The sequence below is a fragment of the Brevibacillus choshinensis genome (genome assembly GCF_001420695.1).
Taxonomy (GTDB): Bacteria; Bacillota; Bacilli; order Brevibacillales; family Brevibacillaceae; genus Brevibacillus; species Brevibacillus choshinensis.
Genome location: NZ_LJJB01000007.1, coordinates 1068872 through 1081420, shown reverse-complemented (window position 1 = coordinate 1081420; position 12549 = coordinate 1068872). Strand labels below are relative to the sequence as shown.

Genomic DNA, 12549 nt, shown 5'->3' with positions numbered 1-12549 from the left:
TTAGAACATCAGGATGACGACCAGCAGTCCACCCAAAAACCCAAGACTTTTGTACATTTTTTCGTATTTCACCTGCTCGACACGCGCTTCTTCCTCCAGTCCCCGCAAATGGGTGACCGCCAGCCGCAAATGCTTTTGCTGATCCTCCCTATCGGATGAACCGAGGACCTGCCCCAGACTTGCCAGGACGTCTCCCTCTTGCTTGCGCAGCGCTGTGTGTGACCAGTGTTGGCTCATCGCCTGGCGCAGCGACTCTTCTGCGGATTGTGCCTTCTCCGTCACAAGCAGTTCTGCTGCCATGAGAAACATTTTGCCGACATCTTCGGTCACTCGGTTTCCTACCTTGACAAAGGCACGATGCAGTGGTGTCAAGCCGTAAACAATTTCTGTCTCCAGCATCTGCAGAGCGACGAGCAAGGCCCTCAGTTGGATCGGCCGATACGCGTAATACCTTCCGATCTGCCAGCCGACCATAGAAGCGGAAAACAGGATGAGCACTGCTCCAATCAGCTTGACCATGCCACCTTCTCCTTTTCCACCAGATTCAGTTGTTGGTCGTAGATGGCCTGGATGGTACCAACGCCTTTGGCACGGCTGAGTACGATATAACGCGAGAAGGCGCCATGCTTGATCAGCTTGCCTAACATGGGCCTTTGTGCCACCTCGGACACATCCGCTCCATGTGCAGAGCAGATCACCGCGACACCTGCGTGGATTGCTTCCCAGACGGCGTCCCCATCCTCCGAGCGCCCCACCTCGTCCACGATCAGCACATCAGGAGACATCGAACGGATGAGCATCATCATACCCGCTGCTTTCGGACAAGCATCCAGCACATCTGTGCGAGGTCCGACATCGCGTTGTGGCACGCCCTGCAGGCAACCTGCCAGCTCAGAACGCTCGTCCACAATCCCCACCTTGCGACTCGAGGACCACTCACTGCCGTAGCTAATGGATCGAGCCATGTCACGCAGCAGCGTCGTTTTCCCGCACTGTGGCGGAGAGATGATCAGGGTATTGAGCAGCTTTCCAGCCTCAAACAAGTACGGCATGACCTTGAGAGCAGCGCCCTTTTTTTCGCGAGCGATGCGGATGTTGAAGCTGGTCACATCCCGTATCCCCTTTACTTCTCCTCCATCCAATACGACTTTTCCCGCAATGCCAATCCGGTGACCACCGACCACAGTGATGTACCCTCGCTTCAGCTCTTCCTCTAGGGCGTAGAGCGAATGCTGGCTTACCTGATTAAGTAGCTTGACCGCATTTTCTTCGGTAAACACCCAGCCTTGCCTGGCGATGGAGGTGAGCTGCCCGCTCGGTGTCACGTAACTGGACTGCTGGCCGTAGCGAATTTCTAGTGGCTGATTTTGCCGTAGCCGTATTTCCTCCAGATGCTCTCTGACCGCGGAGGGAAGGGCGCTCAGAATGCTTCGTACGGAAGCCGGCAAGATCGCCATAATCTCTCTCACAGCTAATACCCTCCTTTTGTGGCCAGATGTTCATCCAGCCTTTGTCCACATTGACTTACCTCCATCCTATGCAGTGTCGGACGAGATTTATGCTAAAAAGTAGAACCGAGCCTCCCAGATCATCCTGACAGAAAAAAACCTGCCCTTTGCTTCGTACACAAGGGGCAGGCTCGTGATCAGTCAACCATCCACGACTTGTTCAAGTAGGATTGATCGCCTGAATCTCTGATTCGTTCTGGTAGGGCTCGATAATAAAGTGATAGTATCCGTCCTCATCGACACCTTCGTGTAAGAATATCATTTCATGGCACGATGGACATGCGAATTCGTAGCTCGTCTCCAAATGTTCATCGTCCATAGTCTCGTACACATTGGCATCTTCGTCATCATCCAGATCATAGTACGTCGCATATTCGGTATCATCGCTGTCATCACAATCCGTGACCGTTGCGTACAGCTCCTCCTCATTCTCTAACAAGAACAGCTCGACATCCTCCAGATCTTCGTCGATCGCCTCAAGGTAATCCTCTGTTTCCTCGATACGCGTATGTAGCTCGCGGAACTCCACTTGCATTTCATCGAGAATTCCCACGATCTCTGCGAGCAATTTGCCTTCTGCGCTTTTCTCAGTCACATCCAGTCCGTCAGCCAGACCACGCAGATACGAAATCCGCTCTGTCAACGTTTCCAGCAAGGCCATCCCCTCCTCTAGTACACTCTCCTCTATCGTTCCCAGAGATGTGCGATTCTACCAGTGGAAGGAACTGGATTTTCCGATGTTATTTACGAACTCCAATTAAAATGCAAGAAATTCCGACCAAGATCCAGGCAATTTTGGCATAGCTGATACGGTCTGACATCCCGAGCAGCCCGATTGTTGTGGTCGTGATCAATACAATGGGTCCTACAATCGCCAGTCCAGAATTGATCACCAAGGCCTTTTCCACTTCATTCACTTTCAAGATCAACAGAGCAGCTAAGATTTCGATACTGCCTGATAATATTCTTAGCGCCGCCATTCCCACTATCGCTTTTTCCCACATGCTCCTCGTCCCCCCTCTTTCCACTCTATGCTTGTACCTGCTTCATTCAGCACTTAAAGACTGGGCGATCGCCTATGGGCACTAGGCTCACTCCTGCTCCATTTGAGGCATACACTGAACCATACCGCCTAGAAGAAATGAGGAAACAGCCTATGCTAGACTCCGACCATCCCTTGCTGCTCGCCAATTGGGCAAATCCATCCGGGTACAAGCGAGAAAAACCGCGCGACAAGGGATTAACGATGGTCATTGACAAAGGCGTTGGACTGACCGCCTATCGTGATTTACTGGAAATGGCCGCCCCCTATTTCGACATATACAAATTAGGCTTTGGAACGTCTGCCCTCTACACCCCTTCGATCCTGAAACAAAAATTGAGTCTGGCCGTCCAGTACGGGTTGCATATCATGCCGGGTGGCACCTTCTTTGAGGTTGCACTGCGACAATCACCTGTCTTGGATTATTTGAACCACATTGTGTCCTCAGGATTTAACGCCGTGGAAATATCCGACGGGACCTTCCCGCTCAGCCATAAGCAGCGTCGGGATGCCATCATTGCCGGAGTAGAAGCCGGGTTGGTGGTCTATACCGAGGTCGGTAAAAAGGCTTCGGATTATCGTGCAGAACGCGAAGAACTGTTGGAGACCTTACATGCCGATCTCGACGCAGGTGCGAGTCACGTGATTGTAGAAGCGCGTGAAAGTGGGACGGTCGGCATTTTTGACAAAGATGGTCGTGCCGATGACCAGTTTGTCCTCGATATTGTTAGAACCGCTGGTGACAAAGCCAGTAAATTGATCTGGGAAGCCCCTCAAAAGGAACAACAAGTCAGTCTAATCTGTGCGTTGGGCAATGACGTCAATCTCGGAAATGTCTGCTATCAGGATGTCTTGTCCGTGGAAACATTGCGGCGGGGCTTGCGAGGCGATACCGCTGCCATCATGGAGGCAGGGAGGTCAGCCCCTTGCGAATAGAAGTCGTATCGACCGTGGAGGAAATCCGGTTTGATCAAATCAGCAACCACGTCGTTATCGTGATTGATGTGCTGCGTGCGTCCAGTACCATCGTGACGGCTCTGGGCAATGGTTTTTCTACCGTTATTCCCGTCGAGACCATCGGCCAGGCCAATTCCTTTCGTACTGCCGATTGCATCCTGGCTGGCGAGCGACACTGTCGGAAGATACCCGACTTTGATTACAATAATTCTCCCACCGAAATTGCAGCCTGTGAAAAGACAGGGAACCAGTTGATCCTGACGACTACCAACGGAACCCGTGCCATTCAAAAAGCAGAACGCGCTACGTCTCTACTTATCGGCTGCTTTCTCAACGCTACAGCTTGCATGACCTACGCCCTTACCTTTCATTTGGACATCACGCTCTACTGTGCCGGAACCCGTTCTGAATTTGCCCTAGAAGATGGCTTGGCAGCCGGACTCATGATCGTCCAGGCGCAAAAAATGTCTTCGCATTTTCAAGTCTGTGACCTTGGCGAAGCATTAAAAGCGAGCTACCTCTACTTTGCCGACAAAATCGGAGAGCTGTTGCCGCAGACGACCACAGGAAAGCGGTTGATCCAGCACCATTTCACCAATGATGTTCAGTACTGCGCAAAGATCGATCAGTATCGGATTGTCCCGTACATCAAGGAGAAACGAATACTCCCACACCTTGTCTCATAAAGTGAAAGGAGAACAGGGACAGGGGTTTTGATGATGCCAATGATGTCTGGAGAAGTGATGCTCGTCATCCTGATCGTCATAGGGTTAATTGGCCGTTCACCGATCATTGCGACTGCCGCGAGCATCCTTTTGGTATTGAAGCTTACGGCGCTGGAACGCTTTTTCCCAACGGTTGAAAGGCGAGGACTTGAGTTGGGATTGCTCTTTTTGACCATCTCGGTGCTCGTTCCATTCGCCAGTGAAAAAATATCGTGGAAAGACGTGGCGCCCCTCTTTACCACAGTCATCGGTTTAACGGCGCTCGCTGGTGGTGCCATCGCAACGTGGATGAACGGGAAAGGTCTCGACTTACTACGCACCGAGCCTCATATGATCGTGGGATTAGTCATCGGTTCGATTATCGGCATCGTCTTTTTGCGAGGCATTCCCGTTGGGCCACTCATGGCTGCCGGCATTACGGCGTTCGTCCTAAAGCTGTGGGAATGGCTGGGAGGTCGTTAAGGTTCTCTACAATAAAAAAAGGCAGCACCCGTTTGTGGGTACTGCCTTTTTTCTTACCCGCAGCTATTAAGCGCGAGATACGTAAGCTTCGGAACGAGTATCGATGATGAGACGCTCGCCTTCTTCTACGAAGAGTGGCACGTTCACGACAAAACCTGTTTCCAGAGTAGCTTTTTTCGTTACGTTGGAAGCGGTATCGCCTTTTACGCCTGGCTCACACTCGGTTACCACGAGCTCAACTGTATTTGGCAGTTGAATTCCAATGGTTTCGCCGTTGTACTGCATGATTTGTACGTTCATGTTTTCTTTTAGGAAACGCAGTTCACGCTCAATTTGTTTGTGAGTGAACGTCATTTGCTCATACGTTTCGGTATTCATGAAAGTGTACTCATCGCCACTTGCATACAAGTATTGCATGGTGTTGGATTCAATCCGCGCAGGATTTACTTTTTCGCCGCCACGGAAGGTCATTTCAGTGGTATTACCACTACGCAGGTTACGCAGTTTGGAGCGAACGAACGCAGCACCTTTACCCGGTTTCACGTGTTGAAACTCAAGAACCGTAAAGATATTGCCGTCCACTTCGATCGTCAAACCTGTCCGAAAATCATTCACAGAGATCATGGTAGTCCTCCCAAATCAATCGATAACAGAATAAGTATAAATTACACCGGCAAAATGATCAACTCTTTCGTAGACTTGTTCAGAACCTCGTGTCCACCAGCTGTGATCAGGACGTCATCCTCGATCCGAACGCCTCCCAACCCACTCACATAAATCCCTGGCTCCATCGTTACCAGCATGCCCGGCTCCAAAACAAAAGTGCTCACGGTAGAGAGTCCTGGCAGCTCATGCACTTCTATTCCGAGACCGTGACCTGCGCTGTGACCATAGCAATCCCCGTAGCCCGCTGCAGTAATGATGTCACGTGTCGCAGCATCTGCCGCTTTCGCAGTCACACCTGGCTTCAACGCCTCCACCCCTGCGATTTGAGCACGCAGAACGATGTCGTAGATTTCTTTCATTTTCGGGCTTGGTTCCCCTACAGATAAGGTGCGAGTAATGTCTGAGTTGTAGCCTTTGTAAGCCGCCCCAAAGTCAAGGGTAACCATTTCGCCAGCTTGAATGACTTTTTCACTCGCTCGACCGTGTGGCAAAGCACCGCGTGGCCCAGAGGCTACGATCATGTCAAAAGCAGAGCCGGACGCGCCTTGCTTGCGCATGAAGAACTCCAATTCCAACGCTACATCTTCTTCCCGCACGCCCGGCTTGATATAGCTTTGAATATGCTCAAAACCGGCTTCTGCGATACGAACGGCTTCTCGGATGATAACCATTTCGGATTCATCCTTAAACATTCGAATTTTCTCGAGCAGACCGTTCGTCGCGACGAGCTCCACGCCTTCAAAAGCTTTACTCCATTCCAGGTGAGTATTAAAAGAAACAGAGCTTTCAAATGCCAGTCGTTTTACTCCTTTTTCATTCAACAGCTTCGCAATAGCTTCGGTTGCCTTGCGCTCGTTATTGACAATCGTGAAATGAGGAGCCTGCTCCCCTGCTTGCTCAACATAACGGAAATCTGTTACCAGGAATGCTTCTTTTTCAGTGACGACCACCCAACCCGTAGAGCCAGTGAACCCACTAAAATAAAAGCGGTTCTCCGCTTTCTCCGTGATCAGTGCATCTGCACCCAGATTCGCCAAAGCCTCACGTAATTTGTCCAGACGTTGTTGCATGACAACATCCTCCCCTTCCTATAACAACCTGATTGGTTTATTTTTTCTCGATTTTACGCACGAGGGCGCGCAATGCCCACTCGTACCCATCCATACCCAAACCGACTACTTGCCCGATGACTACCGGTGCAATGACAGAATGATGGCGGAACTCTTCTCTTGCATGAATATTTGAGATATGTACTTCGACGGTAGGCAGCGCAATGCTCGCGAAAGCGTCACGAAGCGCGTAGCTGTAGTGAGTAAATGCGCCTGGATTGATCAAGATTCCATCATGTACGCCTTTTGCCCGATGAATCGCGTCGATCAGCACACCTTCGTGGTTGGACTGAAGATGCTCTAGACTGCCGCCCAGCTCTTCCATCACCTTATTCAGGTTTGTGACCAAGTCTTCGAGCGTTTCACTTCCATATACTCCGGGTTCCCGCGTCCCCAATAAATTGAGATTGGGTCCATTTAGCAACAGAACGGAAGCCATCGTTCATCCCTCCCAGGTAGGTTTCTTCATAAAAAGTTTTTTTACTAATGAAACATTTTACCACAAGACATGCTGACTTCCTATAAAAGATCCACGCTTTCTGCCAAGATTCCCAACATTCGCACTTACCCGTTCGAGAATGGGCGTTGCCACCCAAACGCTCTCGCTAAACCGTTTTATTCCTCGTCTGACTCCTCAAGCATCAACGTCATCCCGATAAACAGACCGTATGACAGATACCAGGCTGCTTCCGTGCTTAACGTGTCCACCTCCCAATTCCCGATCCGAAAGAAAAATCCTGCTACGCCCAGCATCACGACACCTAAAACCAACCCACTCCACCACACGCGAGCCTTTCCAAACAGAATGGAAAATAACGTAGTCACAATCAACGTTTCTATAAACAGAAACCCAGCACCCAGTCCGATGGCAGCTGCCGTGTTTTCCTCGATGCCGGACAGAATCGGACGCGCGAAGGAACCCAGTCCATACGGCGTGAGATTCAGGAAATGAATCATTAAGCGAACAATTCCCCAAAAGACCATCCCCCAAAAAGCGACTTCCAAAATCTTTTTTGAGGGATTTCTGCTCGATTGCTGTTGCTGCTGATTTTCCTGATGCCTAGGTCGCAACCCCCTGAAACCTTTCCGTGCTTTCGTCGCTTCCACTAGTGATCACCTCACCACTAGTATGTGCTTTGCGGCTGATTTTCACTAATTGTTGACATTTGCCCGACTCGGCCATGAACTGCTTGTAGCTTCAAGGCTCTATTTCCGTTAATATAGGGAATAAGGATGGTGATTCAAGTTGTCGCAACAAATCGTACCTAACTACGGTGGTCAGGCGGTCATCGAAGGCGTCATGTTCGGTGGCAAAAGCATAACCGTTACGGCTGTTCGGAAAAAAAATCAAGAAATTGAGTATTTTGAAGCCCCCCGTACGGAATATAAATGGATTACTCCCTTGAAAAAGATTCCGTTCGTGCGTGGGGTCGTTGGACTGATTGAAGCTAGCGCGAATGGGGCCAAACATCTCAACTTCGCCTCTGAACGCTACAACTCTGAATCTGGAGAAGAAGTGTCGGAAGGTCCTTCCAAACTACAGATGATTCTAGGTGTCGCTCTCGTCGGCGTCTTGTCTTTTTTGTTTGGTAAATTCGTCTTTACGCTCGTTCCTGTATTCCTGGCAGAATTCCTTTTGGGAAAATGGGTGCCGGACGGTGTTCCACAAACACTTGCTGAGGGTGGCATCAAGATCATCCTGCTCCTGAGCTACATTACGGCGATCGCAAAGGCACCGATTATTAAAAGGCTATTTCAATACCACGGAGCGGAGCATAAAGTGATTAACGCCTTCGAGTCCGGGGTAGAATTAACAGTAGCAAATGTGCAAAAATTTTCCACACTGCACTATCGTTGCGGTAGCAGTTTTCTCATATTCACGGTGTTCGTAGGCGTAGTCATTTACTCCCTGTTTCCGTATGACTCACTCACGGAACGGGTAGTACAACGCATCGTTCTCTTGCCACTTGTCATGGGTGTTTCCTATGAAGTATTGCAATGGACGAACAAGCTCCGTGACACACCTGTGCTTCGCTTCCTCGGCTATCCTGGTCTGTGGTTGCAAAAAATCACAACTCGTGAGCCAGAGGACCATCAGGTGGAAGTCGCAATCGCTTCTTTCCAAAAAATGCGTGAGCTTGACCAGAAGCAAGCACAAGAGAGAATGGTAACGACAGGATAACGTGATAACGTGAGGCATTTTTGAATCCCATTGAGGTGAGGCCCTATGTTACGCCGCATTCCACCAGTGATTTTGATTGTGATGTTGCTAGCGATTTACGGTTTTCTGTTGACGTTTATCGAAGACCCTGTGAATACGTTGATCATTCTGGGGCTGTCCGTCGTTCTTTTTTTGGTGGTGCGGAATTACTTGCGAATGGGAGCCTTTTTCCCACGTAGCAACAACGGGCCTCGCAAGCCGAAGCCGCCGAAGCCCAAACCGCCAACGTTGCGGCAAGCGGCCAAGAAACAAACGCAATCCCCTAGAAAAGATCATCCGTTTCGAGTCATCGATGGCAAAAAAGGAAAGTCCAAGCAAAAGCAAAACGACCAAAATTCACACAACAACATCTCTCATTGAGGCTAAAACAAAGAAACAGGTTGCCCGTGCTGGCTGCCTGTTTTTTTGTGCACCTCCTTTTTTACACGAGGTATTTCGGAGAAGTAGTCCGGAATACTTTTACGTAATCTTCAAAATTCCATGTTTTCAGAAAACGATGTGCTGAATCCTCCCCGGAAGTGAACAATTGCTGTCGGAGCTCGAGAGGCATCTGAAACTGCGTGGCCCGCACCCCTAGTGTATTGATAAAAATGGTTCGTACGGCGTTTGACTTTTCTACATAGAGTCTGTCGTGCGCATCCAGCATAGTCACCAGCAAGCCACGTGTAAAGGAGAAGAGACCTGTGATGGAAGCCTCCTCTGAAGCGACTTTATTGTCATGCAGCCGAAAGCCTATCGTCGGCCACTGCGGGACACCCGGTACGTCAAAGAGCCATACAGGGTAGTTGCTGAGAAGAGCCCCGTCTACGATATAATGCGGTTTACTCTCGCTTTGCAAAATGGCAGGCTGAAAAAAGTAAGGAATCGAGGATGACATGCGAACCGCTCTAGCAATTGGAAAGCTCTCAGGAGCGACGTCGTACCGGGGCAAGTCATCGGGTAGCACCAGCATTTTACCTGCCGTGACATCGGAGGCTACGATTCGCAGTTTTTCTCGGGGCAAATCACCGAACGTGCGAACTCCTTTCCGCTGTAGAAGGTCCTCGATGAACAATTCGAGCCGATCCCCACGAAAAATACCTTCGTGCACCATTAGTTCAAACACTGGGCCAACAACCGGAAGACGCCCAAATCCTTTTCGCTGCAAAAAGCACAAGTAATCCATCTCTTCAAAAATCGGCTTCAGCTCTCGACTACTATAACCAGCACTCAATAACGCCGCTACAATGGAGCCAGCCGACGTCCCCGCGACCTTTTCCCAGGTGTATCCATGATCCTCCATGACTTGCAAGGCTCCGATAAAAGCGATCCCCTTTACTCCGCCACCTTCAAAGACCGCGTCCGCTTTCATCCTGATCGCCTCCTGTGACTGTAGATTCTGCCTCCTTATCAAATATAGGGCGATAGCTAATCCCTTACGCCGAAAAAAAACGCAAGCCTGTTTGGCTTGCGCTTTGATCTGTTGCCCTCTATTCTTCTTTTTGCTCGTCTTCCTGACGGATTCTCCGCAGTTCTTCCATCCGGTTTGGATCTGACTGGAAGTATTGGACCAAGTATTCCAAGCAAGTGATCGACTCCCAGCTCAAATGGTGTTCGATCCCTTCGACGTCCTGATAAATATGTTCCTCATCCACGCCTATCACCCGCATGAATTCCTCCAGCAGGCTATGACGATCCACGAGACGTTTCCCGATCTTTTTCCCTTTTGTTGTCAAAACCAGACCACGATATTTTTCATAGACAAGATACTTGTCTTTGTCCAGCTTTTGTACCATCTTCGTAACCGAAGAGGGATGTACTTCCAACGCTTCAGCAATATCGGAGACACGAGCATAGCCCTTTTCTTCAATTAAGCTGTAAATGCGTTCCAAATAGTCTTCCATACTCGGCGTCGGCATGTGAACCCCTCATTTCCCAAACCGTATTTCTGACGTCCTTAGAAAAACTTGGCTTATCGCCAAATCCAATAGCGAAAGCCTTCGTTTTTCTTATACTATCGTCTCTAAAATGTTTTTACTTTGTGATAGTACAAAAAAGCACGTAGAAATATAATACCGTGTAATGAAAACCATTTGCAAGTGGAACCTGAACTAGTGGACTTGTTTTTCCGTTTTTGGGTTCATGGAATGGACGTATTGAACAAGTTGTTTCCCCAATAACTCCATACGGGCTTGCAGACGCTCGTCCTTCAATTTACCTTCTGGCGTAAACGCATTGTACGCGTTTGGGATACTTGGACTGGCTGGTAGTGACCATGCGTGCAAGTTGCGCATGATAACTTGCAGTGTATTCACCGTATTGGTAGCACCCATGCTTCCACCAGCAACCCCGATAATCGCCACCTGCTTATCTCGCAAATGCCGCCCCTCCAAAAAGTCCAAGCTGTTTTTTAGAGCGCCTGTGAGTGTACCGTGATACTCTGGTGAACCGATGACCAGACCGTCTGCTTCAGAGATTGTCTTTATAAAGCGATGCACGATTTCCGGATAGGTCGAGGTATCCTCTCGATCGTCATAAAGAGGCATTTTCCATTCTGCGAGATGGATCAACTCGATGTCAGCACCAGCTGACTTCGCAGCCTCCAATACAATGCGCACTGCCTGTTTCGTCGTTGAATCTGTATTCATACTCCCCGATATCCCTACAATTTTCATTAATGCTCACCTCTTCTTCGTCCTTTACTTACTGGTATTCCCATTATATCCAATTTTATATAATTAGTAAACTAAAATGTTTGTTTAGTATCCCCAGTTCTGAACAAGCCCTATTCCCTCATACACTTGTACCAAGTTGGAAATAAGGATGATGCCTATGGACAAAGGCGCTTGGCAGATCGCCGTTCTTTTTGCAGGGGCTGCACTCGGAGGGACGTACCTGGGCGGATATGAGTGGCTACGCTTTTTCGCCTATTTTGGTTCGTGGGGGACAATCGGAGCCGTGCTCACCAGTATCGCACTCGGATGGTTTGGCTATTCCGTGCTGAACGATTGCCACCGTGTCGGGATCCGTTCCTTGCACGAGCTTTTTTTGTACTGGTTTGGCGAAGCCTTCGGACCCAGCCTCTCCGTGCTCACCCATTTTTTTATCTTGGCTTATGTAGGCGTGATTACTGGACAACATGCCATGCAAATGGCCGATGGCTCTTACTCCATCCTCTTTGTTCTACTCCCTCTCCTCGTCGCCATCGTCTGGATGAAAAACGGTTGGGGCTGGATCTTTTCAGGAGCTGCGATTTCGTTGGCAATCGGCTTTTTGATGTTTGGATTGATTTTTATCGAACAGCAGCATGTCCCCATACCCAATCTCGGATATCAAATGAATCTGAATTGGATCCTCCATGCCTTGCTGTATATAGGGCTGCACTTTTTACTCTGCCTTGTCGTGACCATTCCGCTCGTAAACAACTTGCCCAGCGCCCTATCAATCCGCATCGGTATAGGAGCTGGCTCCCTGTTATTCTTTATCGTACTGATCATCGGGCAGGCCATTCTGTTAGCCTACTGGCATGATATTCACGCATCGGAGACACCTATCCAGCTCATCCTGCAGCAGCTATTCCCTCTCGGCGGCTGGTTACTTGCGATACTCTCTCTCCTGCATAGTGGCATCATGATCGCTGCGATTATTTACGCACTCGCCTTGCCTGTCGTAGATCGCCATGATTTGCACCTAGTTCCGCTCATTCTGGTCATGATGGTTTTACTCTCCTTGTTTGCCTTGCTCCCATTTGCAGTATCCTGGAGTGTTCCCGTCATCGCCAGTGGAGCGACGTATTGCGGGTTATGTTTGTTGATTCGCTTTGTTTGGAAACGCCAGCTCCCTTGAATCACCAACCCCTGGACGAGATGTCTCCAGGGGA

The 12549-nt window shown here is 49.5% G+C and carries 17 protein-coding genes; 6 read left to right on the top strand and 11 right to left on the bottom strand.

Annotation, left to right across the window (positions count from 1 at the left end):
• The 4 genes from spoIIIAB to AN963_RS05165 all read right to left on the bottom strand — a co-directional run bounded on the left by spoIIIAB (position 1) and on the right by AN963_RS05165 (position 2512).
• Entirely contained in the window at positions 1-519 is a 519-nt protein-coding gene (gene spoIIIAB / locus AN963_RS05180; protein WP_055743464.1) for a stage III sporulation protein SpoIIIAB, read from the bottom strand.
• Positions 507-1469, bottom strand: a complete 963-nt coding sequence (gene spoIIIAA, locus AN963_RS05175) for a stage III sporulation protein AA (protein ID WP_055743463.1) — start codon at positions 1467-1469, stop codon at positions 507-509. The genes spoIIIAB and spoIIIAA overlap by 13 nt, the downstream gene beginning before the upstream one ends.
• Before the next feature lie 199 nt (positions 1470-1668).
• A complete protein-coding gene (locus AN963_RS05170) occupies positions 1669-2169 on the bottom strand; it encodes a CD1247 N-terminal domain-containing protein (RefSeq protein WP_330218815.1) in 501 nt (166 codons plus the stop codon).
• Between the two features lie 79 nt (positions 2170-2248).
• Positions 2249-2512, bottom strand: a complete 264-nt coding sequence (locus AN963_RS05165; protein ID WP_055743461.1) for a YqhV family protein — start codon at positions 2510-2512, stop codon at positions 2249-2251.
• Between the two features lie 152 nt (positions 2513-2664).
• Here AN963_RS05165 and comA point away from each other — a divergent pair, with 152 nt between their 5' ends.
• Genes comA through AN963_RS05150 form a run of 3 tightly spaced genes read left to right on the top strand, consistent with a single transcriptional unit; the run spans position 2665 to position 4694 of the window.
• Positions 2665-3486 carry a phosphosulfolactate synthase gene (comA, locus tag AN963_RS05160; RefSeq protein WP_055743460.1) on the top strand — a complete coding sequence of 274 codons (822 nt, stop codon included), beginning with the start codon at positions 2665-2667 and terminating at the stop codon, positions 3484-3486.
• Positions 3477-4193: a 2-phosphosulfolactate phosphatase gene (locus AN963_RS05155; RefSeq protein WP_055743459.1), complete on the top strand. Its 717-nt coding sequence runs from the start codon at positions 3477-3479 to the stop codon at positions 4191-4193. The genes comA and AN963_RS05155 overlap by 10 nt, the downstream gene beginning before the upstream one ends.
• Before the next feature lie 39 nt (positions 4194-4232).
• Positions 4233-4694, top strand: coding sequence for a DUF441 domain-containing protein (locus AN963_RS05150; protein ID WP_055744455.1), 462 nt, complete (start codon positions 4233-4235; stop codon positions 4692-4694).
• 66 nt (positions 4695-4760) lie between these two features.
• Here AN963_RS05150 and efp read toward each other — a convergent pair whose 3' ends face one another.
• From efp to AN963_RS05130, 4 genes are all read right to left on the bottom strand, one after another.
• Positions 4761-5318 (bottom strand): elongation factor P, encoded by a 558-nt coding sequence (gene efp, locus AN963_RS05145; protein ID WP_055743458.1) that lies wholly within the window; start codon positions 5316-5318, stop codon positions 4761-4763.
• A gap of 41 nt (positions 5319-5359) precedes the next feature.
• A complete protein-coding gene (locus AN963_RS05140) occupies positions 5360-6430 on the bottom strand; it encodes a M24 family metallopeptidase (RefSeq protein WP_055743457.1) in 1071 nt (356 codons plus the stop codon).
• 37 nt (positions 6431-6467) lie between these two features.
• Positions 6468-6908, bottom strand: a complete 441-nt coding sequence (aroQ, locus tag AN963_RS05135) for a type II 3-dehydroquinate dehydratase (protein ID WP_055743456.1) — start codon at positions 6906-6908, stop codon at positions 6468-6470.
• Positions 6909-7084: 176 nt separating this feature from the next.
• Positions 7085-7576, bottom strand: a complete 492-nt coding sequence (locus AN963_RS05130; RefSeq protein WP_055743455.1) for a YqhR family membrane protein — start codon at positions 7574-7576, stop codon at positions 7085-7087.
• Positions 7577-7715: 139 nt separating this feature from the next.
• On the opposite strand from AN963_RS05130, the gene AN963_RS05125 reads away from it, so the two are divergent.
• Positions 7716-8651 carry a DUF1385 domain-containing protein gene (locus tag AN963_RS05125; protein WP_055743454.1) on the top strand — a complete coding sequence of 312 codons (936 nt, stop codon included), beginning with the start codon at positions 7716-7718 and terminating at the stop codon, positions 8649-8651.
• Positions 8652-8696: 45 nt separating this feature from the next.
• Complete coding sequence (locus tag AN963_RS05120) at positions 8697-9050, top strand: hypothetical protein (protein ID WP_055743453.1); 354 nt, start codon at positions 8697-8699, stop codon at positions 9048-9050.
• Positions 9051-9111: 61 nt separating this feature from the next.
• Here AN963_RS05120 and AN963_RS05115 read toward each other — a convergent pair whose 3' ends face one another.
• The 3 genes from AN963_RS05115 to AN963_RS05105 all read right to left on the bottom strand — a co-directional run bounded on the left by AN963_RS05115 (position 9112) and on the right by AN963_RS05105 (position 11344).
• The gene (locus AN963_RS05115; RefSeq protein ID WP_055743452.1) at positions 9112-10041 is read right to left on the bottom strand and encodes a patatin-like phospholipase family protein; all 930 of its coding nucleotides are present in this window, start codon (positions 10039-10041) and stop codon (positions 9112-9114) included.
• 118 nt (positions 10042-10159) lie between these two features.
• Complete coding sequence (gene mntR, locus AN963_RS05110) at positions 10160-10588, bottom strand: transcriptional regulator MntR (protein WP_055743451.1); 429 nt, start codon at positions 10586-10588, stop codon at positions 10160-10162.
• Positions 10589-10780: 192 nt separating this feature from the next.
• On the bottom strand, positions 10781-11344 hold the full coding sequence (locus AN963_RS05105) for an NADPH-dependent FMN reductase (RefSeq protein ID WP_055743450.1): 564 nt from the start codon (positions 11342-11344) through the stop codon (positions 10781-10783).
• 157 nt (positions 11345-11501) lie between these two features.
• On the opposite strand from AN963_RS05105, the gene AN963_RS05100 reads away from it, so the two are divergent.
• On the top strand, positions 11502-12515 hold the full coding sequence (locus tag AN963_RS05100) for a V-type ATP synthase subunit I domain-containing protein (protein ID WP_055743449.1): 1014 nt from the start codon (positions 11502-11504) through the stop codon (positions 12513-12515).
• The last annotated feature ends 34 nt before the right edge of the window (positions 12516-12549 follow it).